Here is a 20,218-nt window from a genome sequence, read left to right on the forward strand (position 1 = left end):
GGTCGCCGAGCGGCGGCCGACACATTCAGGAGGATCACGATGCCAGATGATACCGAGACGGCCGGTGCGGGCGAACCGCAATGGAACATTATCCAGACCACCGCTCTGGATCCCGCCGCGCGCGACGACCCGCACAGCCGATTGAAGGCCTTGCGCCAGCGGTGCCCGGTCATGCGCGACGAGCCGGTCAAGAGCTGGTTCCTGACGCGTTACGCCGATGTCCGGCAAACCGTCAACGACGCTTCCATCTGGCGGGCCTCGAGCCACGCCGAGGACGGCGCGCGGCTCAAGCGCCCTCCCGAACAGATGCTGGGCCGTCAGGAGAGCATCCTCACCCTCGACAACCCTGGGTCCGACCGCCGCTAGCCCAGGCGTTCTACGGGCACGTCAACCGCATGAAGCTGCGCCTCGAAGAGGTTATCGACGAGGTGATCGACGCATTGCCGAGCGGCCAGCCCTTCGACCTGATGAGTGACGTCGCCATCCCGGTGCCGATCCTGGTCATCGTCCACGTGCTGGGGGTCGAGCCGGATCGGCGCAGGGAGTTCCGCGACTGGTCGGAGGCCGTGATCCTGAGCCTCAACCCGTTCCGCTCTTCTGAGCAGGCCGCCCGCGCCGAATGGGGCTCGGCGCAACTCACCGCGTATTTCACCGACTTGATGGCTGCGAGGCGGGCTTCGCCCCAGGAAGACCTCATCAGCGACATGGTGAAGCTCCAAGCGGACGGGGCGGCGCTGTCCGACGATGAGGTCCGCGTGAACCTGTCCGCGCTGTTGGTCGGCGGCAACCTCACCACCACGGACCTGATCGGCAACGGCGTCTGGCTGCTGCTGACCCATCCCGAGGAATGGCGCAAGCTCACGGCCGACCCGGCGGCGCTCTCGAGCTCCGCGGTCGAGGAGATCCTCCGCTTCGAGGGGCCGGTCGCCATCACCAGCCGCGTCACCGAGGCGCCCCCTCAGGTCTGCGGGCGCGAAATCCCCGCCGGCCAGTTGCTCATCACCTCGTTGCATGGCGCGAACCGGGACCCCGAGGTGTTCGAGGATCCGGACCGTTTCGACATTACCCGCAAGCGTGCGCCGCATGTGGCCTTTGGCGGTGGCGCCCATATCTGCATCGGCGCCCCTTTGGCGCGCCTCGAGGCCAAGCGCGTGCTCCAACGCCTGGCCGAGCGCTTCCCCGCCCTGCGACTGACCCAAGTGGATCCACCGAAATGGCGCACTCTGCCCTTCTTCCGCGGAAGCGAATTGACCTGCCCCCTTCCTGATCCCTCGGTTTGAGTGAGAGTCCGTCACTTAGAGGAGACGGACGTGAAGAAGAGCAGATTCAACGAAGCGCAGATCATCGGGGTGCTGCGGGAGCAGGAGGCCGGGAGCCCGACGGCGGAGGTGTGCCGGCGGCACGGGATCAGCGAGCAGACGTTCTATCGGTGGAAGGCGAAGTACAGCGGCATGAGCGTGTCGGATGCCCAGAAGTTGAAGTCGCTGGAGGACGAGAACCGGCGGCTGAAGAAGCTCTTGGCGGAGTCGATGCTGGGCGTCTCGGCCCTGAAGGACCTGCTGGGAAAAAACTGATCGGGCCTGCAGCGCGTCGAGAGGCCGTGCTTCGCCTGATGGTGGAGCGCGGTTTCTCCCAGAGGCGGGCCTGCGGGCTGGTCCAGATCGATCCCAAGACGGTGCGCCGCGTGGCCCAGCCGGGCGATGCGGACGTGCGCGAGCGGCTGCGGGGTCTGGCGGCGGAGCGACGCCGCTTCGGCTACCGGCGGCTGGGCATCCTGCACGAGCGTGAAGGCGTCAGCATGAACAAGAAGAAGCTCTTCCGGCTCTACCGCGAGGAGGGCCTGGCGGTGCGAAGGCGGCGTGGCCGCAAGCGCGCGACCGGGACGCGGGCGCCGATGGCGCTGCCGGATGGCCCCAACCAGCGCTGGAGTCTGGACTTTGTCGCCGACACGCTCAACTGGGGCCGGGGCTTCCGGATCCTGTGCATCGTCGACGACTTCGCCCGAGTGCGGATTCCGACGATGCCGCCACCCGTTCCGGAATGATGCCGCCAGTCGTTCCGGGCTGATCCCGCCACTCCGGAGGGCGCTTCGTCGTGGTGTTGATGTGGAAGGTATCAGGCCGGTCGGTCAAGCCTGATCGGCAGGCTTGGGGCGCCGCAAGGAGTCCCCGCTGAGGTCGAGGCGGTGGGCGTTGTGGACGAGGCGGTCGAGGATGGCGTCGGCGTAGGTCGCCTCGCCGATCACGGTGTGCCACGCGGAGACCGGCAGCTGGCTGGTGACGATGGTGGAGCGCCGGCCGTAACGGTCCTCAAGGATCTCGAGCAGGTCGTGGCGGGCCTGGGCGTCCAGCGGCTCGAGGCCCCAGTCGTCCAAGATCAGCAGTTGCACGGCGCCTAAGCTCTTGAAGCGGCGCCCGATGCTGCTGTCGCCATGCGCCAGGGCGAGCTCGTCGAAGAGCTTGGGGACGCGGACGTAGAGGACGGAGCGGTTGTTGCGGCAGGCCTTGTGGCCGAGCGCGCAGGAGATCCAGCTTTTGCCCACGCCGGTCGGGCCGCAGATGACGAGGTTCTCGGCCGCGTCGATCCAGTCGCCCTTGAGCAGCGTGCTGAGCACGCCGCGGTCCAAGCCGCGGTGGGCGCGGTAGTCGATGTCTTCCGGGACGGCGTGGTGGCGCAGGCGCGCATGGCGGAGCCGGGCGCCGAGACGCTTGTCCTGTCGGTGCACGGTTTCACGATCCAGCAGCAGCGCCAGCCAGTCGGCATGTCCCAGGCCAGTGGCTTCGGGGTTGTCGAGCAGTTCTCGCAAGGCCTTGGCCATGCCTTGCAGGCCCAGGGCGTTGAGCTGGTCGAAGGTGGGATGGGTCAGCATCAGATCTCCTCAGTGGTAGTAGGTTGAGCCGCGGATGTTGGGGTGGGCGACGGCGCCGCCGGCCTCGCCGTCGCGCCGGCGGACGGGTTGCCCGTCGAGCCGGTTGTCGAGGATGGATTTCACCGCGCCGTAGCTGCGCGCGCTCACCAGCAGGGCGCGCTCACAGGCCGCCTCCAAGCGAGCGACGCCGTAGACCTTGGCCAGGCGCACGATCCCCATCGTGGTGCGGAAGCCCTGCTCAGGGTGCGGCCGGTGCTCGAGGATCACCTGGCAGAGCAGCGCCACGGACGGGCCGCAGGCCCGCGCCTCGGCCAGGATCCGCTCGATGGTCCAGTCGCTGTACCGGCGGTGGCTGGCGGGCATGTGCTCGCTGAGCGTGGTGTGCTTGCCGTCGCCGGAGCCGCGCAGGTGGACGGCGATGCGTTCGCCGCGCAGGAAGATCTCCACGCCGCGGGCGGTGAGCCGCACCTCCACCTTCTCGCGGGCGTGGCGGTAGGGGACGGAGTAGAAGTGGCCGTCCACGTCGACATGGTAGTCCAGGCCTACCTTGCGCACGCGCCATTCGGCGAGGGCATAGGGCTCGTTCGGCAGCGGCTTCAGCCGCGGGGCGTCGATCTCCTCGAAGAGCTGGCGACGGGTGCGGCGCTGATAGCGCCGGACCTGCTGCTCGTTGAGCCAGACCAGCAGATCGCCCAGGGCGGCGTTCACCTCGGCCAGACTGTAGAAGCGCCGATGGCGCAGCTTGCCGAGCAGCCAGCGCTCGGCGATCCGCACCGCCGCTTCCACCTTCGCCTTGTCCCGCGGGTGCCTGGGCCGCGCCGGCAGCACCGCGGTGTCGTAGTGGGCGGCCAGCTCGCCGTAGGCGCGGCCGACCTGCGGATCGTAGAGGCAAGCCTTGATGATCGCCACCTTGGGGTTGTCCGGCACGAGCAGCCGCGGCGCGCCGCCGAAGAAGGCGAAGGCCTGCACGTGGCCGTCGATCCAGTCGGGGAGCTTTTCGCTCCACGTGGCGTAGGCGAAGGTCAGGCTGGAGGCGCCCAGCACCGCGACGAAGATGTGCGCCGGCTGGGTCTTGTCGCTTCGGCGGTCGATGATCACCGGCACGGTGTCGCCGGCGTAGTCGACGAAGAGCTTGTCGCCGCCGAGATGCGTCTGGCGCATGGTGACCGGCAGGCAGGCTTCCCAGCTGCGGTAGAGCTCGCAGAACCGGCTGTAGCGATAGCCGTCCGGATGAGCCTCGATGTACTCGTCCCACAGGATCTGCAGGGTGACGTGCTTCTTCTTCAGCTCGCGGTTCAGCGCCGCCCAGTCCGGCTCCGCGCGCCGACGGAAGCCCTGCTTCGTCCCCGTTTCGCCGTACAGCCTGAGCTCGAGGCCCTTATCCGTCAGCGCCAAGGGCAGCGGCCACGGAAGGCCGGAGGCGGCGAACCGTTGCAGCATCTCCCGCAGCGTCGAGCGCGCGACACCGGTTCGCCGGGCCACCTCCTGCACCGACAGTTCGGCGTCCAGCCGCAGTCTCAACATCTCGCGCACGCGGCGCATCGCGATCCTCTCCGTCGGCATCTGGCCCTCCTCGAAAAGGAGGGACCTTAGCGTCGACGAAGCCCCGCCCGGACCCTGGCGGCACGATCGGAATCCCTGGCGGGATCATTCCGGAATGGGTGGCGGGATCAAATCGGAATGGGTGGCGGCATCATTCCGGAACGGGTGGCGGGATCAGGTCGGAATCCGCACGCGAGGCCCTGGCCCTGTTCGTCGACACCTCGATCGGCGGCCAGCGCATGGCCCGCGAGCTGGACCTTCTGATCGCCCGGCGCGGCAAGCCGCCGACCATCGTCAGCGACAACGGGACCGAGATGACCAGCCGCGCCATGCTGGAATGGACCAACCGCACCGGCGTCGAATGGCATTACATCTTGCGGGGCAAGCCGCAGCGGAACGGCTCCGAGGAAAGCTTCAACGGCAAGCTGCGCGACGAGTGCCTGAACGAGGAGGTCTTCGCCAACCTGGCCGAGGTACGGGCCGTGATCGAGCGCTGGCGGCTCGACTACAACCACGTCAGGCCACATTCGGCGCACGGCGGCCGGACACCGGAAGCGGTGCGGCTGAACCCCGCGGCCGGCCGGCTGCGCTACTTGATCAGCTCCACCGCCCGGCCGCTACCGCCGGCGCTGGAGATCAGCTACCATCCCCCTGGGCTCTCATAATGATCGACGGACCGGCAGGGGGCAGGTCAATGCAGCCGCGCCTCAGTGAGCGTGAAGCTTCACGGGCAAGGCGGTGAAGCCCCGGATGATGTTGGAGTAGGTGCGTTGGGGCTCGCCGACGAGTTCTACCTGCCGAAACCGTTTTGCGATCTCCTCCCAAACGATCCGCAACTGGAGCTCAGCGAGGCGGTTGCCCATGCAGCGATGAATCCCGAATCCGAACGACAGGTGATGGCGCGGGTTCTGCCGATCGATGATGAACTCATCCGGTTGCGGAATGACCTCGTCATCGCGATTGCCGGAGAGGTACCACATCACGACCTTGTCGCCCTTCGCGATGGTCTTGCCGCCGATTTCGACGTCCTGGAGCGCCGTGCGCCGCATGTGTGTGATGGGCGTCTGCCAGCGGATGATTTCCGACACCATGCTGGGAATGCGCGCCAACGGGTCACTCATCAGTTTGCGGTACTCGTCCGGCGCCTGGTTGAGCGCCACGACGCCGCCGCTGATCGAGTTACGGGTCGTGTCGTTGCCGCCAACGATAAGGAGCAGCAGGTTCCCCATGAACTCGACGAACGGCATGTCCCGCGTCGCCGGGGCATGCGCCATCATCGAGATGAGGTCGGGTTGCGGGGGCGCTTTGGCCCGCTCGTCCCAGAGCGCCTTGAAGTACATTGCACATTCCAACAGTTCGTCGCGGCGCTGCTCGAAAGACGCGACGATGCCCGTCTCAGGTGAGGCGGTGGTGACGTCGGACCACCGGGTCAGCTTGCGCCGTTCGGCCCAAGGGAAGTCGAAGAGCGTAGCCAGGGTCATGGTCGTCAGTTCGATCGAGACGAGATCGACCCAATCGATCTCCTCGCCGACCGGAAGCGCGTCGAGGATCTCGCCGGCGCGGGCGCGAATGATCGGCTCGAGGAGCTTCAGGTTGCCCGGCGCAACTGCGGGGCTGACGGCGCGTCGCTGCTGATCGTGCTTGGGCGGATCCATCGCGATGAACATCTCGATGGGAACCGCGGCCTCGATGCTGTTGAGATCCTGGATCGCGATCCCACCCCACTTCGAGTCGGACGACAGCGCCTGATGGTTGGTGTCAGCCTGCACAATGTGGTCGAATTTGGTGAGCGACCAATAGGCCCCGTTTGCGCTTTCCGCGCAGTAGTGGACGGGATCCTCACGCCGTAGGCGGGCGAAGTAGTCGCCCACCACATCGGTCTGAAAGAGGATGGGTTTACTGACATCGATTTGTGCAAGCGGAATCTCGTGGGCGCTGGGCCGCCGGGTTGGAGCGTCCAAGGAAAATGCGGTCATGTTGCTGGGCTCCCACAGGGGCGGTCCCCCTCTCGGTGATCGGTGTCGAGGCTCTGGTCCCTGGGCCTCATCGAGACAGGTCAAATCCGTCGTAGCCTGCTGCGGCCGACGCCTCGCAGGCCTGCAGGTAGAGGGGCAAGCCGCCCGGGTAGTTGAGAAACTGCCGCGGCTTCCCGGGGATGTTCGCGCCGAGGTACCAAGAGTCCGCATAGGGAAAGAGCGTCATCGCTCCAGCGTCCTCGACATGCTGCGACCACGCCGCCTGGGCGGACGCCGTCGCCTCGAGGCGGCGGTAGCCGCCGCCTCGCACATGCGCGAGGAACCTGACGACGTGCTCACCTTGCAGTTCGGCGCAGGTCGGCCCGTTGCAGAACCCTGAAGGACTTTGCGGACCATAGAGAAAGAGCAGATTCGGGAACCCGGTGGTGGCCATGCCCAGGTAGGTGGCGGCGCCGGCGGCCCAGGTCTCAGTAAGGCTCGCGCCGCTCGTTCCGCGGATATCGATCTGTGTCAGACCGCCGGTAACCGCATCGAAACCTGTGGCCAGGACCAGGAGGTCGATGTCGTGGTCGCGTTGCGCGGTCCGCACCCCCGTGGCGGTCAGTTCCTGTATTGGATCGGCCCTCAAGTCCACGAGTGTTACGCTCGGCTGATTGAAGACGTCGTAGTAGGTCTGTTCCAGGGAGGGCCGCTTGACGCCGAACGGGTGCGGCGGTTCCGCAGGCGCGAGCGTCTCGGCGAGGACCGGATCCTCGACCCGTTCATGCACCTTCTCGCGCCAGAAATCATAGGCTGTCCGGTTCGCCGCCATATTGGTCAGGATGTCGCCGAAGGTGGCGGACCAGAAAGCGAAGCCCCCCGCCGCCCAGCACGTCTCGTAAACGCGTCGCCGCTCCTCTTCGGACGCCTCGAGCGCCGACTCGCCGCCGATCCGCTTGAAGTCGAACCCGCCGAAGTTGAGCGGCCGGCTCGCGAAGCGCGCGGGATACTCCCGCTTCAGCGCCGCCTGGTCTTCCACGCTCAAGTGACACTGACGCATGGGCAAGGCGATAATGGGCGTGCGTTGGAAAACGATGACCTCACACGCGACCGCGGCCGCCTCTTGCACCACCTGGACCCCGCTGGCTCCGGTCCCAAGGACGCCGACCCGCTTGCCGGCCATGTCGACGCCGTCCTGCGGCCAGAGGGCAGTGTGGTGGGCAAGACCCTCAAAGCGGTCGAGGCCGGGGAGATCGGGCGTGTACGGCTTGGCGGCAAATCCGGTGCACATCAGCAGGAAGCGCGTTTCGAGCGCCTCGCCCGTGCTGGTGCGCACCTCCCAAGTCTGGCGCGTCTCGTCGAACCTCGCTCCTTCGACGCGACACCCAAACTGGATGTCCCTCCGCAGATCGAGCTTGCGGTCCACATGGTCGAAGTAGCGGCGAAGTTCCGCCCAGGCCGGGAAGCGCTCGCTCCAGCACCAGTCCTGCCACAGCTCGGGGTCCGAGTACTCGTAGAGCGGAACGTGGCTGTCGACCCGTGCGCCGGGATAGCAGTTCCAGTACCAGATCCCGCCCAGGTCCGGAGCGGCCTCGAGCAGGCGGACCCGGAACCCGAGCTCCCGCAACCGCCGGAGCTGATAGAGGCCGCTGAAGCCTGCGCCTACGACGATGACCTCGAACGGTTCTGCCGATGGTGATGGGGCGGCGCCGTCCGTCATTGTCCGTCCGTCCTGTCGGCTGTCGGCTCGACGAGTTCGAACCAGGGCGCCATGACGCCTTCGCCGAGGTCGTGGAAGGCCAGGCGGACCGGAAGCCCCAGCCGCAGTGCGTCGGGCGCACAGCGCGTCAGGCGGCTTGCGAGCCGCACCCCTTCCTCCAGTTCCACGACGGCCGCGACGTAGGGCACGTCCTTCGCGTCGCCGGCATCGGCAGATCGCGGGCCTCGAGGCGCCGCGCAGCGGTCTGCACCATGGCGAGCGTGGTTTTCGGCAACATCCAACAACCCGATCAAGGCCAGACGTCCATAACATGCTTGTGTCATACCTAACGCATATCTGTGTGATGATGCAAGAGACCCAGGATGCACGTGGAACCCCGGGTGCCGGTGCTGGATCTGCCCAATGCGCGGGACGCGGCGCGTCGGCATGGGCTGCCCGAAGCCTTCGCCGAGCTCAGCGTGTTCCGCATCCTGTTACGCCACCCGACGGTGGCGCTGCGCCTCGGCGACCTGTTGCAAACGCTCCTGTTCACCGGGAACGCGCTCGACCCGCGGCTCCGCGAGTTGCTCATCCTCCGGATCGGTTGGCGGACGGGCGCAGTCTACGAATGGACCCAGCACTGGCGGGTCGCACGCGGCCTGGATATCCCCGAAGCCGATCTCCTGGCGGTGCGGCGTTGGCGCGAGGCGGCGGAACTCAGCGAGGCTGATCGGGCCGTGCAGGCGACCGACGACACCCTCGACACCGGGGCCATCGGCGACGAGGCGTGGGCGGCCTGCTGCCGCCACCTCCGCTCGGATCAGGAGAGGATCGAGCTGGTCATCGCCTTGGGAAACTGGACCATGTTCTCGCAGCTGCTGCAAAGCCTGCAGGCGCCGATCGAAGACGGGGTCGCAGCCTGGCCGCCGGATGGTGAAGTCCCCTTCGTCGGAACCCAACCCTGATGCCGCGCAAACCGATCTCGGCCGAGCTCGTCGGTCTCACGCTTCCTGCCGTGACGCGCACCTGGTCCCCGCGCGACGCGATCCTCTATGCGCTCGGCGTCGGCGCGAGGCCCGCCGAGGATCTCGAGTACGTCTACGAAGGCCGAGGCCCAAGGTGCTGCCGACCTTCGCCGTGATCGCCGGCGGCGGGGCCATGAGCGCCGTCATGCGCGACGTCGACATGCGTCTGGAGATGCTGCTGCACGGAGAGCAGTCCGTTGAGCTTTTCCGACCCCTTCCTCCGCAGGCCGCGGTGACGGTGACGGGGCGGATCACCGAGGTTTGGGACAAGGCAAGGCCGCAGTCATCGGCATCGAAAGCCACGGATGCGACAGCGACGGCGAGCTGTTCCGGACCCACGCCACCCTGTTCGTGCGCGGCGGCGGAGGCTTCGGCGGCGAGAGAGGCCCAGCCTCCGCCGACGCGGCGCCACCGGCGCGCGAGGCGGACATCACCGTGGCGTTTGAGACACGCCCGGAACAGGGCGCCATTTACCGCCTCTCCGGCGACCTGAACCCGATTCACATCGATCCGGACTTCGCGCTAAAGAGCGGCTTTCCGGCGCCCTTCATGCACGGCCTCTGCACCTATGGCGTCGTCGGCCGTGCGATCCTGCGGGAACCATGCCATGACGATCCCGCAGCGTTTCGCGCCATGCGGGGCCGCTTCTCAGATCGTGTGGGCTTTGGCGACACGATCACGACGCGCATCTGGCGGGACGGGCCCGCTCGGGCCCTCGTGCAGGCCGAGACACAGGACGGCCGGGTCGTGCTGTCCAACGCCGAGGCGAGGTTCACGGAGTAGGTTCGCCCATGCGCAGTCCCGACGCTTCCGTCGTCAAATCCGCCGCTCGGACGCTTGAGATCTTCGAGTATTTCGATGCCGTGCGGCGACCGGCGCCCATCCACGACGTCGCGCAGGCGCTTGGCTATCCGCATTCGAGCACCGCAGCACTGCTGCGAAGCCTGGCGGACCTCGGCTACCTCGAATACTCGATCACGGACAAGACGTTCTTCCCGTCCATCCGCGTGTCACTGCTGGGCCACTGGGTCGGCGAGGAAATCCTGTCGCTGCGAGGCATCCAGCACCAGATGCGGCCGATCGCAGATGCGACGGGCATGACCGTCGTGCTCGGGTCGATCAGCGACGGCTACTGCCAGTACGTTCGTGTGCTCGAGGCGGAGACGCCGATCCGATATCACGTAAAGGCCGGCGACCGGCGGTGCCTGGCTCGCTCCACGCTCGGCCACGTCCTGCTTGGACAAGAGCCTTTGGAACCCCGACGCATTCTGATCCTCCGGGCCCTGGCGACGTGGGACGGACCCGATGCCGCGCCGTCCGCGGAGGCCGTCGAGAAGCAAGCCGGCCAGGCTGCCGCCCGAGGCTTCGCGTTCAACGTCGGGCTGGTGACGCCGCACGCGGCGATGCTCGCGGTCCCGCTGCGCGCGGGCTACGCCAACCGGCCGCTCGCACTCGCGGTGGCGGCCGCCGAGCCCTTCTTCCAGGGGCGCAGGACGGAGATCCTGGACATTCTCCGAAGCGCCCTTACCGACCTCGCGCCTGCTGAGCGGGCCTCGGCCTAGGTTTGCCTGGCCTCAGCGCAGGGCGCTCAGGGGCTGCGACACGTCACCGTAGCCGGCGTCGGGCGGGATCACGAGCACACGCTCTCCATCTCGCACCGTGACTTCGGGCAGCACCGTGACCAACGTCCGGGCGCGGGCGCGGGCCAGGCATTCGCGCGCATTCTGGGCCTCCGCGAGGAGTCGCAGGTTCATAAGAGTCGGGAAGATGATGGTGCGCTCGCCCGATGCGGCCATTCGCACGGCCTCTGCGGGCGCAATCCATTCCGCGTCGACGGTTTCGCGCCCATCGCAGGCCGCCACTTGTCCCGGCGGAGCGTGCAAGACGTAGAACCATGTATCGAAACGCTTCGGCATCATGGTGGGCGTGATCCAGCGGGCGAAGACGGCCAGATCGTCGAGCCGAAGTTTGACGCCGAGATCGCGCACCACGTCGATGAAAGCGAGCTCGCCGGCGTCCACTGCGCTGCGGACCGAGGCGTCGCACGGCGCCTCGAACGGCGCGCCGTCCGAAGACTGCGCGAGCAGAATGCCCGCCTCCTCGAAGGCCTCACGGATTGCTCCAATGCGCAAGGTCCGTTGCACGGCATCCAGCTTGTCCCACCCCAACGCATGCTGTGCCCAACCTTGATCGCTGTCGCCCGCGTGGGTCTTGCCGCCCGGAAACACCAGCGCACCGGAAGCGAAATCGATCTGATGATGGCGCTTCACCATCAGGACCTGAAACTCCGGCTGATCGCGCAGCAGCAGCACCGTCGCCGCCGGCTTCGGTTCGGGCGCTTGTGGCGCGTCAGGCATCCTGGCTCTCCCTGAAACCCGCATAGCGGGCGCTCTGTACACTGTGCCGGCCGGGCGGCGTCGCTAGCCCTTTGGCCGGGGGTTCTGGATCAGTACGGTTCCCTGGGCCGAGCCGCATAGCCGGCCCTCGTTCTCCATCTCAATCCGCACGACGGCCGTCTGTTTGCTCATCGACAGGATCTCAGCGTGCGCGCGCACCGCTCCCGTGGAAACCGGCGCCAGCAGGTTGATCTTGAACTCTGTCGTTGCGGCCCACTGCCCCTTCTCCATGTGTGGATAACACACGCATCCCAGCACGTGGTCGCAAAGCGCCGAGTGGACACCGCCGTGCATGTTGCCGAAGCTCGTCAACAGTCTTGGATCGACAGTCATCTCCGCCGTGAGGCGTCCAGGCTCGATGTTGGTCACCCGGATGCCGAGGAACTCGGGCAGGCCCGTCATCCGGTTGCTACTGGCGATGAAGCCGTCGACGATCTCGGGTTGGAAGGCGGGCATGCGGCGCGCGATCATCGTGACCCTCCCGATCAGGAAGACGTCTGAGCGCGGGCCAGTGCAGCCTCCGCGCCGGACACGAGATCGGCCAAGACATCGCGGGCCGGGCGGATCGCCTTGATGAGTCCCATGCCCTGGCCGGCAAATCCCGGCACGATGTCCTTGCGCTCCGCGCGCGAAGCCGCCGACATGACCGGGCCGGCCACCATGGATTGCAAGGGCATCGGCAGCGGGTCCCTGCCAGCGTCGACCCAGGCCTGGGCCCACTTGTTGCGGATCACGCGCGCCGGCTTTCCCGTCACGGACTTGGACACCATGGTGTCGCCATCACCGCCTTCCACGAGGGCTTCCTTCTGGAACGGAAGAAGGCCTGCCTCATCGGTCGCCAGGAAGGCCGTCCCCACCCAGGCCCCCTCCGCGCCCAGCATGAAAGCCGCGGCGACGCCGCGACCGTCTGTGATGCCGAGGCATCGAAGGGGGTCCCCCTCATTCCCTATCCACGGGATCGAGTCGTGCGCTGGGGGGGAGCCGATGCGCCTCACGACTACCGCCCGATCGCCCGTGGATGATCAAGTCCCGTAGGCCTTCGACGAGGCGGCGGCCGTTAAGCAGCTTTCGTGGCGGGGCCTGGGACACGGCGACAGGCGTCAACAGCACGAGGCCAAGGATGAGTTGAGAGGCGATCAGGCATTCGCAGCTTCGGATGGTCCCCGCTGAACGTCTCGCCTCGAGGACGGGCGCCAGCCTATTCGCGAGCTCTTCGAACGCGCCCTGGACATGGCGCCGGCGGCTTTCCGGGAGGGACCAGATGGAACCCAGCGCGCCCAACTCAGCATGCTTCGGGTTGCAGACCCCCGCGACGAAAGACGTCACGACCTTGAGGGGGTTGCTGTGCCGACGCATCGCACCGTTCAGATGCCAGGCGAGCACCCGGCAGGACCGTTCGTGGATTTGAAACAGCCCGTCTACCTTGTCCACTTCCTTGGCCAAGGCCCTCGATCGGGGGGGCAGCACCGTCGACGGCCAGATCCCTCCCGTCGCGTTGAAGCGCCTAGCCGCCCGAACGAAATCCAAGTCGTCCTGCGACTGAAGCAGCGGCGATGCGGACCTGCGCGGCATCCAGTGACCCGGCTGCAAGGTTCTCCGGCGGCCGGAGAGAGAGGCAGGCGCGCGATGCAGCCCACGCGCCTGCCGCCGTGCTAGAAGAAGCGGTACTGAAGCTCGATCCCAAAGGTTCGCGGCGGCGTCAGCGGGTAGCTCGTCGCGATCCCCTGGGTGACCGGAACAATGGTCGCCCCTCCCGCCGCGGCGGGGCCGATGTAGCCGGCGCGGCGGCCAGCGACCGCGCCACCCTCGTAGCCTATGTCGTCAAAGATATTCCGTGCGAACAGTATGACTGTGTAATGGTCATCCTCGGGCGCAAGGGTGAAGCGCGCGTCAACCTGATCCCAAGACGGCGAGCGCGTGTATGCGCGATTGAAGATGCTGCCGTACTGTGCATCGCGCCATGTATAGTTCACAGAACCGGTCAGCGCGTATCCAGGCAGCCGCCAAGTGTAGTTGACGTTGACGGCGATCTTGTTCTTGGGCGCGTTCGGAAGCTTCTCACCCTTCAAGTCCTGGCCAAGCTGGAAACCACCCCCGGTAAGCGCCGTGAAAACGTCGGCCGCGCAGTTGTCCGCCACGGGGGGCGTGAGCGCCCTGGCCCGGCAATCAGCCAGCGACCCGATGGGCGTGGACCTGGGATCGAGCGCCGCAGGATCGGCCGGGTCGACCGGCCCACGCGCCCGCGTGATGTGGGAGTCCAGGTAAGAGTAGTTGAAGAGAATCTGCAGATCCTCGATCGGCTGCCAGATCGCCTCCAGTTCCACCCCTTTCGAGATGGCGCGCGGCACGTTGTAGAACACCGACTGCGCCTGAGTGATGCCGCCGGCGGTGTTGACGATAGTCAGCGGGATCTGAGCGTCCTTGTACCAGTAGTGGAACGCCGCGATGTTGGTCTGCAGGGTGCGGCCGAAATTCTTCTTCAGCCCAAACTCGACATTGTCGAGGAACTCGGCGTCCGTGTAGGGGTTCGCCGTGAGCGCCGTGTCTACGCCGATCCGGAAGCCCCCCGCCTTGTAGCCGCGGCTGTAGCGAATGAAGGCCGTGGTGTCTCGATCGGGTTCCCATTGCAGCGTCGCGTTGCCGGTGACTGCATCCCAATCCGCGTCGTACTCCCGCCGCGCTCGCCCCGTGGCCGGGTCAAACGTGAAGTCGCGCGAGACGCCCTTCGGGGGTGTCGCCCCGGGAATAAAGAGCGCCTGGGTCAGGTCGATCGCGGGCGTGAAGGGCCCGGTCTGCTCCGGCGTCAGCCCTGGCGTGCAGGCGAAGAAGGCGAAGCAGAGGACGCGCGCCTCTTCCGACCCCGTCTTGGTATCCTTCGAGTAGCGCAGACCGACCGTGGCTTTGAGAGTCTCGGTGAACTTGTAGTCCAATTGCCCGTAGATCGCCTGCGACTGCACGTGGAAACGCGGCGTGTCGATCGTGCGCTGCAGGAGTGGATTTGGCGGGCAGACATTTCCAAAACGCGGACAACTCGCCCCGAGCGGCGCTGCGATCTGCGGCTGGCCGTAGAGATAGGTAGAGGTGGGCTGCTCGAAGTGCTCGTTCCAGTAGTAGACGCCGGCCAGCCATTGCAGCGGTCCGTCAGAGGTCGATGCAATGGTAAGCTCGTGGCTCCACCACTCCTCGATCTCCTGGTAGTTGTAGAGTTGCTGCGGGAATACGGTCAGGCCGCCGGGGAGCGTGAACCGCTCAACGGGAGCCACCGTGTCGTCCGGCGGACGATTTAGCTTATAGTGATACCGCGTCCCGCCCGTCGTGTACTTCACGTCGAAGTCCGAGGCGTGCCAGGTCCACTCGCTCGCGAAGATGAAGGTGTCGTTGAGCTTGACTTGGTAAGGAACCGTTGACGCGATCTTGCGCGGATCCGCCGTCGCGGGGTTCGTGCATCCCAGCGGCGAAGGATTGCTGACGGTGGTCGCCCGACCACTGCAGCCGTAGCCGGGCTCGAGGCTGGTGGCTCCGTTTGCGATCTCGAAGGTGGCGTATGGACCAGGTGTCCAGGTCCCGCGTGACCCGGGTCCGCCACTGCCGTTTCGCCATTGGATCGTCGTGAGCTTGGCCCAGCCTTCGAAATTCTCGTTGAATTCGAACTTGAGCTGGCCCTCGACGATGTTGGTGTCGATGACATTGCCTTCGTCCGGCTGCCCAGGAACGATATTGTCGTACCAGCCCTTGCGCTGCTTTTCCCAGTTCGCCGCCAGTCTGAACCGGACCCCGGGAATCACCGTCGGTCCCGAGACCGCGCCTTCGATGATGTGCCGATCGTAGTTGGCATACGTCGCGCGGACTTCCGCATACATTTCGTCGGTGGGCCGCTTGGACACGAGGTTGATGGCGCCAGCGATGGCGTTGCGCCCATAGAGCGTTGCCTGCGGCCCCCGCAGGACCTCCACCCGTTCGAGGAACAGCGGTGACTTTCCGGCCTCCACGGTCGAGGTCGTGTAGATGCCATCCGAATAGACGGAGACGGACGGGTCGGCGGCATGCACATTGGTCGTCCGCCCCACCCCGCGCAGCGACACGCGGTCGAGTTGGCTGGAGTACTGGAGGCCGGGCGTGAAGTTTGTGAGGTCTGATACAGTCGTAATGCCCAGGAGGTCGCGCTTCTCGGAGGTGAATGCCGAGATCGCCACCGGCACGTCTTGCAGGTTCTGTTCGCGGCGCTCCGCCGTCACAACGAGTTCCTCGATGGTGTTCGCCGGCTGGGCCGCGGCGGCTCCCGCCGCGAACGCCGCACAGCTCGCAAACAGGACAGTCTTAACGCGCGCAGCCCGCCGACGCTGCCGCGAGCTAACGCACACACCGATCGCAGCTGCATTTACTATCGTTGTCATACGATACCAACCTCCCCGACTTCACTCCAGACGCGTCTCGGCGCGCGTTGCGTACAAAGGTCTTCCACACCGCGGAGTGCGTCAATGGTCGGGGAAGAAATTTGTAACGTTCGTCACAGAATGGGAGCTAGCTGCGCAGGGGCATCTGGGACCGAAAATTATGTAGATCGGCCGCTCATCCTTCCAGTGCAAAACTCAGATTCGACATCCGCTCAAGAACACGCCCAACAGCTGCTCATCGTTGCGCGAGAGACCCTGGAAGTACACGCCCCGCAACCACTCGGCGGCGGCGACCAATTCAGGCACCGCCGCCCCCGCGGCTTCTCCTGCAAAGATCTGCCATTCGCGCTGATCCACGCTGGAATGCTGGCGCCTGACCAGCTTGAATCCCAACCGCCCTCACGAGCTGGCCGAGCGGGGCCCGCTCGATATTCATGGCTCGCGCCAGCGCAGACTGCGAAAGACCTTCGTTTTGAAGGACATAGACGAGCACCCCCATTGCGGGCGTGCCAGCCCGAGCGCCCGCACCCGTCGATCGAAACCCTTTCGCATCAATCGCGTCACGTCTGAAATCAAGAAACCAACGTTCTCGATTCGGGCCGCTGCAAACGTGGATGTATCGCGGCTGGCGCCGCAGATTCGCCCAATGCGGCGGTCCGGCTCGTTCTGGATCGTCTTGGAGGTCTGTTCGTCACGACGGCAATGGTTCAGGTATCCGTGGCGTCATGCAAGCGACATGCTGTCGCGCGAGGCGGTCAGCGCTCGCCACCGAGCCTCCATCTGGACCAGAGCCCGCTTGCGTCGCAACAGATTTGTATTGTAGCATACATCTGCTTTTGGACTTTGTTCTTCCCAAGGCAACCGACTTGCGCCGCGCGCTCGATGAGCGCGCGGCGCGCTTTCCAGACGCTTGGCTCGTCTCCTCGTCAGTCGCCCTCGCAAGCCACCCATCGACTACTTTGCCCCGCCCGGGCAGGCTTGCAGCTTCTCAGCGGGGAGCGCCTTGTGCCTTCGCCGAAGGTCTCGACGCGTCCTAAATGCTTCGCCAGAAGCTTGCAGGTCTCCAGGCTGAGCGTGCGATAGTTGGGAGCTTCGGCTACGCACTGGTTCTGCTCACACTGAAGCACCGCGCCCCCCGCGACGATTTTCGAGCGCGGGATGTCCGAACGCGCGAAGGTCGCGACGACCTGGTCCGCCGCGTGGGCGTTGGACGCGCTGGCCACTGCGACCGTAGCCCCCACTAAGACGGGGTGTCCCGCATTGCCTTGGCCAAGCGCCTCCTCGAGGCGGGACGGCGTGAGGCCTGAGAAGCCCAGCTTCGCGCCGTTGTATGCGGCGAGCCCAGACTCTGGGGCCTTGCGGCGACTGCGCAGTGCGCTGTCGGACCGGGGCGACTGTTCCTGCGACCCAGCCTCGCGGGCGCACCTCCGGGCCGGCCCTTGAGGGGCTCAGCGTCGGCGCTCACGCCGGTAGACGCCGCGTGTTCTGCGATGCGATGGAGGGTCCTGATCGAGCGAGATGTGGCGGTCTCATCCCTGGCCCCGAGGACCGCCTCGAGTCGTTCCCGGCGGACCGGGATGCACTGGGCGATCGGGGTGCCCCGCTTGAGCACCCCCCGGAACGCGGGGTCGCTCCACCGCGCCGGTATATTGACGAACAGGTCATGGTAGCTGTCGCAGTCGACCATCCCCGTCAGCGTGGTGAAAGGCAGGTCGAAGCGATTGGCCGGATGCATGAACAGCACCGAGTAGCCCGGCGGCGTCTCGATGGTCCAGAAGCTGTGGAACTGATCAAGAAGCGATGCTCATCGCACAGCGGCGTCCCGGTGACCTGCGCCGGGTGATGAAAGCCGAGCGGCGAACGCGGAAACTCCATCGCCCCGCACGGGGGCACGCCCTGGTCCCACGACAGCTCCTCGTCCTCGCACCTGACGTCGCAGACCAGCGGTATCAGGAACCCGTAGGTCATGGATTCGACAAAGGGCGGGCAGCGTTTCACCGTATCGTCATCCCAGTCGACGAGCGGGTTCATGGAAAGCGCTGGCATTTCTCGCGCAGCCAAGTGGGCAACCCCTCGGCCGCGGGGATCGGGACCGGCACCCGCCCCTTGAGTTCAGGCGGACAATGAAAGCGGATCGCCAGGCGGGGATCGCGGTCGGCTTCTGACGGGCTGCTGTCCATCAGACGATCTTCGTCATGAGGGTCCGACATGCAACTCTCGAAACGCGACGGATGCTCTCGCCGCAGCGATATGCGTGCGGCAACCGGAGAACGCCCACGACTACGCTCGAGGGCCTCCTTCGTGGAGGGAGGCTCGGGCCGACGACGCGTCGAGTCCCGTGAGCACAATATCCACGAGGTCGAGAACGAAAGTGTCGAGTTGTTGGAGCATGCGTGACCTTAGGCGGGCTGGGGTCATCCGGACGTGATTTGCTATGGTGCCGACAATCAGGTCCATGACGAGGCCCGGGTTTGTTGCATTTGGCAGCTGACGGCGATCCATGGCGCGCCGGACGATCGCGCGTCCTTCGGCGATCGTCGCCTCAGCGTAGGGCCGCAGGAAATCAAGAACCTCCGGATGCTCGGCCATGTCGAGGGGCAGGCGATCGTGCGCCCCCGCATACGGCCCGGTTAGCGAGCGCGCGACGATCCATGCGAGGGTGTGGAGATCGGCCCGAATGTCTCCCTGGTCGACGCAACCAACCCGCAGCCAGCGCGCCTCGAACGTCTGGCGAAGCAGATCTCCGCGTTGGGGCCAGCGCCGATACAGCGAAGCCTTGCCGACACCCGAGCTTCGGGCGACGGCCTCGAACGTGAAGCCTGTCCACCCCGCCTCGGCATAGAGGGCCATCGCCGCGTCGAAGACCCTGGCCTCAATCGCGGGATCTCGAGGCCTTCCGCGGCCGGCGGGAGCCAAGCGGATCATGTCGGCTGTAATTTGCTTGCGCACCACGTCCAACTGGGATTTTCTGACGGCCTCCGTCCTATATTTGAATTCCGGACAGATGCCTATGCCCGCCGCGAAGCGCCCCCAGAACGACCCGCCGGCCGTTGCGGGTCAGCAACGGACGGCTGACGACCCTGCCGCACGGGCTTGGCGGAGCCGAGGATCGCCGCGCCGGGGCCTGGAAGCAGATCGAGGAGAATGACCGTGACAGACAGAGTCGAAACTCCCGCCACCGCACCGCCTCCGTGGGGCATCGTCCAGACCACCGCGCTGGATCCCGCAGCACGCGACGATCCACATAGCCGGCTGAAGGACCTGCGCCAGGGCTGTCCGGTGATGCGCGACGAGCCGGTCAAGAGCTGGTTCCTGACCCGGTATGCCGATGTGAGGCTGACGGTCAACGACGCCGGCATCTGGCGCGCCTCAAACCATGCTGAAGACGGAGCGCTTCTGAAACGGCCGCCGGAACAGATGCTGGGCCGCCAGGAGAGCATCCTGACGCTCGACGAACCTGACCACAGCCGCGTTCGGCCACCGCTCGCGCAGGCGTTCTACGGTCGCGTCAATCGCATGAAGGCGCGCCTTGAACAGGTCATCGACGAGGTGATCGACGCCCTGCCGCGCGACCAGGCCTTCGATCTGATGGCCGAAGTCGCCGTTCCAGTCCCGATCCTGGTCATCGCCCACGTGCTCGGGGTCGAGCCGGACCGGCGCAAGGAATTCCGAGACTGGTCCGAGGCGGTGATTCTCAGCCTCAACCCGTTCCGCTCACCGGAGCAGGCCGCGCGCGCGGAATGGGGCTCAGCGCAGCTCACGGGATATTTCACCGAACTGATGGCCGCAAGGCGCGCGGTGCCCCAGGAAGACCTGATCAGCGACATGGTGAAGCTACAGGCTGAGGGGGCTCCGCTGTCGGACGACGAGATACGGGTGAACCTTTCCGCCTTGCTGGTCGGCGGCAACCTCACCACGACCGACCTGATCGGCAACGGGATATGGCTGCTCCTGAGCAACCCTCAGGAATGGAACAAGCTGACCGCCGACCTTCGGCTTGCAAGCGCGGTGGTCGAGGAAGTCCTAAGGTTGGAAGGGCCGGTTGCCATCACCAGCCGCGTCACCGAGGCGCCTCGTGAAATCGGCGGGCGCGTAATTCCGGCAGGTCAGATGCTTATCACGTCCCTGCATGGCGCCAATCGCGACCCGGAGGTCTTCGAAGACCCGGACCGATTCGACATCACTCGCAAGCGCGCTCCGCACGTGGCTTTCGGCGGAGGGGCGCACATCTGCATCGGCGCCCCGCTGGCAAGGCTCGAGGCCAAGCGTGTGTTCCTGCGGCTGGCTGAACGCTTTCCCCGCCTGCAACTCGCCGAGGCGGGCCCACCGAAGTGGCGG

General features: G+C 66.2%; 18 protein-coding genes and 2 pseudogenes. 8 read left to right on the forward strand and 12 right to left on the reverse strand.

Going from position 1 to position 20,218, the window contains the following annotated elements; all coding sequences use genetic code 11:
* Window positions 1-39 precede the first annotated feature (39 nt).
* From EPN98_RS24170 to EPN98_RS24180, 3 genes and pseudogenes are all read left to right on the forward strand, one after another.
* The gene (locus tag EPN98_RS24170; RefSeq protein WP_293365554.1) at window positions 40-366 is read left to right on the forward strand and encodes a hypothetical protein; all 327 of its coding nucleotides are present in this window, start codon (window positions 40-42) and stop codon (window positions 364-366) included.
* A 29-nt stretch (window positions 367-395) separates the two neighbouring features.
* Complete coding sequence (locus tag EPN98_RS24175) at window positions 396-1,280, forward strand: cytochrome P450 (protein WP_293365556.1); 885 nt, start codon at window positions 396-398, stop codon at window positions 1,278-1,280.
* A gap of 30 nt (window positions 1,281-1,310) precedes the next feature.
* Window positions 1,311-1,996: pseudogene (locus tag EPN98_RS24180) on the forward strand (transposase); the annotation flags it as partial.
* A gap of 132 nt (window positions 1,997-2,128) precedes the next feature.
* Here EPN98_RS24180 and istB read toward each other — a convergent pair.
* Both istB and istA read right to left on the reverse strand, forming a co-directional pair.
* Window positions 2,129-2,869, reverse strand: a complete 741-nt coding sequence (gene istB / locus EPN98_RS24185) for an IS21-like element helper ATPase IstB (RefSeq protein WP_293365557.1) — start codon at window positions 2,867-2,869, stop codon at window positions 2,129-2,131.
* Window positions 2,870-2,878: 9 nt separating this feature from the next.
* Window positions 2,879-4,411 (reverse strand): IS21 family transposase, encoded by a 1,533-nt coding sequence (istA, locus tag EPN98_RS24190; protein WP_293365577.1) that lies wholly within the window; start codon window positions 4,409-4,411, stop codon window positions 2,879-2,881.
* A gap of 191 nt (window positions 4,412-4,602) precedes the next feature.
* Here istA and EPN98_RS24195 point away from each other — a divergent pair.
* Window positions 4,603-5,076, forward strand: a pseudogene (locus EPN98_RS24195) (integrase core domain-containing protein); the annotation flags it as partial.
* 42 nt (window positions 5,077-5,118) lie between these two features.
* On the opposite strand, the gene EPN98_RS24200 reads toward EPN98_RS24195, so the two are convergent.
* The 3 genes from EPN98_RS24200 to EPN98_RS24210 all read right to left on the reverse strand — a co-directional run bounded on the left by EPN98_RS24200 (window position 5,119) and on the right by EPN98_RS24210 (window position 8,379).
* Window positions 5,119-6,387 (reverse strand): cytochrome P450, encoded by a 1,269-nt coding sequence (locus tag EPN98_RS24200; RefSeq protein WP_293365559.1) that lies wholly within the window; start codon window positions 6,385-6,387, stop codon window positions 5,119-5,121.
* 67 nt (window positions 6,388-6,454) lie between these two features.
* Window positions 6,455-8,086, reverse strand: coding sequence for an NAD(P)/FAD-dependent oxidoreductase (locus tag EPN98_RS24205; RefSeq protein WP_293365560.1), 1,632 nt, complete (start codon window positions 8,084-8,086; stop codon window positions 6,455-6,457).
* Window positions 8,083-8,379 carry an OB-fold domain-containing protein gene (locus EPN98_RS24210; protein WP_293365562.1) on the reverse strand — a complete coding sequence of 99 codons (297 nt, stop codon included), beginning with the start codon at window positions 8,377-8,379 and terminating at the stop codon, window positions 8,083-8,085. The genes EPN98_RS24205 and EPN98_RS24210 overlap by 4 nt, the downstream gene beginning before the upstream one ends.
* Window positions 8,380-8,466: 87 nt before the next feature.
* Here EPN98_RS24210 and EPN98_RS24215 point away from each other — a divergent pair, with 87 nt between their 5' ends.
* The 3 genes from EPN98_RS24215 to EPN98_RS24225 all read left to right on the forward strand — a co-directional run bounded on the left by EPN98_RS24215 (window position 8,467) and on the right by EPN98_RS24225 (window position 10,652).
* Window positions 8,467-9,030, forward strand: a complete 564-nt coding sequence (locus EPN98_RS24215; protein WP_293365563.1) for a carboxymuconolactone decarboxylase family protein — start codon at window positions 8,467-8,469, stop codon at window positions 9,028-9,030.
* A 321-nt stretch (window positions 9,031-9,351) separates the two neighbouring features.
* Window positions 9,352-9,873 (forward strand): MaoC/PaaZ C-terminal domain-containing protein, encoded by a 522-nt coding sequence (locus tag EPN98_RS24220; protein WP_293365564.1) that lies wholly within the window; start codon window positions 9,352-9,354, stop codon window positions 9,871-9,873.
* Between the two features lie 8 nt (window positions 9,874-9,881).
* Complete coding sequence (locus EPN98_RS24225) at window positions 9,882-10,652, forward strand: helix-turn-helix domain-containing protein (protein ID WP_293365565.1); 771 nt, start codon at window positions 9,882-9,884, stop codon at window positions 10,650-10,652.
* A 12-nt stretch (window positions 10,653-10,664) separates the two neighbouring features.
* Here EPN98_RS24225 and EPN98_RS24230 read toward each other — a convergent pair whose 3' ends face one another.
* The 7 genes from EPN98_RS24230 to EPN98_RS24260 all read right to left on the reverse strand — a co-directional run bounded on the left by EPN98_RS24230 (window position 10,665) and on the right by EPN98_RS24260 (window position 18,832).
* Window positions 10,665-11,447, reverse strand: coding sequence for an NUDIX hydrolase (locus EPN98_RS24230; protein ID WP_293365566.1), 783 nt, complete (start codon window positions 11,445-11,447; stop codon window positions 10,665-10,667).
* Between the two features lie 63 nt (window positions 11,448-11,510).
* Window positions 11,511-11,957 carry a PaaI family thioesterase gene (locus EPN98_RS24235; protein WP_293365568.1) on the reverse strand — a complete coding sequence of 149 codons (447 nt, stop codon included), beginning with the start codon at window positions 11,955-11,957 and terminating at the stop codon, window positions 11,511-11,513.
* Between the two features lie 14 nt (window positions 11,958-11,971).
* Window positions 11,972-12,481: a nitronate monooxygenase gene (locus tag EPN98_RS24240; protein WP_293365569.1), complete on the reverse strand. Its 510-nt coding sequence runs from the start codon at window positions 12,479-12,481 to the stop codon at window positions 11,972-11,974.
* The gene (locus EPN98_RS24245) at window positions 12,426-12,929 is read right to left on the reverse strand and encodes a hypothetical protein (protein WP_293365580.1); all 504 of its coding nucleotides are present in this window, start codon (window positions 12,927-12,929) and stop codon (window positions 12,426-12,428) included. Before EPN98_RS24245 ends, EPN98_RS24240 begins: the two co-directional genes overlap by 56 nt.
* 209 nt (window positions 12,930-13,138) lie before the next feature.
* Window positions 13,139-15,880 carry a TonB-dependent receptor gene (locus EPN98_RS24250; protein WP_293365571.1) on the reverse strand — a complete coding sequence of 914 codons (2,742 nt, stop codon included), beginning with the start codon at window positions 15,878-15,880 and terminating at the stop codon, window positions 13,139-13,141.
* Between the two features lie 195 nt (window positions 15,881-16,075).
* On the reverse strand, window positions 16,076-16,273 hold the full coding sequence (locus EPN98_RS24255) for a hypothetical protein (protein ID WP_293365572.1): 198 nt from the start codon (window positions 16,271-16,273) through the stop codon (window positions 16,076-16,078).
* Window positions 16,274-18,160: 1,887 nt separating this feature from the next.
* Window positions 18,161-18,832 (reverse strand): TetR/AcrR family transcriptional regulator, encoded by a 672-nt coding sequence (locus EPN98_RS24260; protein ID WP_293365579.1) that lies wholly within the window; start codon window positions 18,830-18,832, stop codon window positions 18,161-18,163.
* 192 nt (window positions 18,833-19,024) lie between these two features.
* Here EPN98_RS24260 and EPN98_RS24265 point away from each other — a divergent pair.
* On the forward strand, window positions 19,025-20,218 hold a 1,194-nt coding region (locus EPN98_RS24265; protein WP_293365573.1), incomplete at its 3' end, for a cytochrome P450.

Origin of the sequence: Phenylobacterium sp., from assembly GCF_004299445.1 — a bacterium.
GTDB lineage: Bacteria > Pseudomonadota > Alphaproteobacteria > Caulobacterales > Caulobacteraceae > Phenylobacterium.

Excerpts from the sequence above, each read along its gene's own strand:
- EPN98_RS24170 (WP_293365554.1), top strand. The coding sequence starts at position 40 with ATGCCAGATGATACCGAGACGGCCGGTGCGGGCGAACCGCAATGGAAC.
- EPN98_RS24175 (WP_293365556.1), top strand. The coding sequence starts at position 396 with ATGAAGCTGCGCCTCGAAGAGGTTATCGACGAGGTGATCGACGCATTG.
- istB (WP_293365557.1), bottom strand. The coding sequence starts at position 2,869 with ATGCTGACCCATCCCACCTTCGACCAGCTCAACGCCCTGGGCCTGCAA.
- istA (WP_293365577.1), bottom strand. The coding sequence starts at position 4,411 with ATGCGCCGCGTGCGCGAGATGTTGAGACTGCGGCTGGACGCCGAACTG.
- EPN98_RS24200 (WP_293365559.1), bottom strand. The coding sequence starts at position 6,387 with ATGACCGCATTTTCCTTGGACGCTCCAACCCGGCGGCCCAGCGCCCAC.
- EPN98_RS24205 (WP_293365560.1), bottom strand. The coding sequence starts at position 8,086 with ATGACGGACGGCGCCGCCCCATCACCATCGGCAGAACCGTTCGAGGTC.
- EPN98_RS24225 (WP_293365565.1), top strand. The coding sequence starts at position 9,882 with ATGCGCAGTCCCGACGCTTCCGTCGTCAAATCCGCCGCTCGGACGCTT.
- EPN98_RS24230 (WP_293365566.1), bottom strand. The coding sequence starts at position 11,447 with ATGCCTGACGCGCCACAAGCGCCCGAACCGAAGCCGGCGGCGACGGTG.
- EPN98_RS24235 (WP_293365568.1), bottom strand. The coding sequence starts at position 11,957 with ATGATCGCGCGCCGCATGCCCGCCTTCCAACCCGAGATCGTCGACGGC.
- EPN98_RS24250 (WP_293365571.1), bottom strand. The coding sequence starts at position 15,880 with ATGACAACGATAGTAAATGCAGCTGCGATCGGTGTGTGCGTTAGCTCG.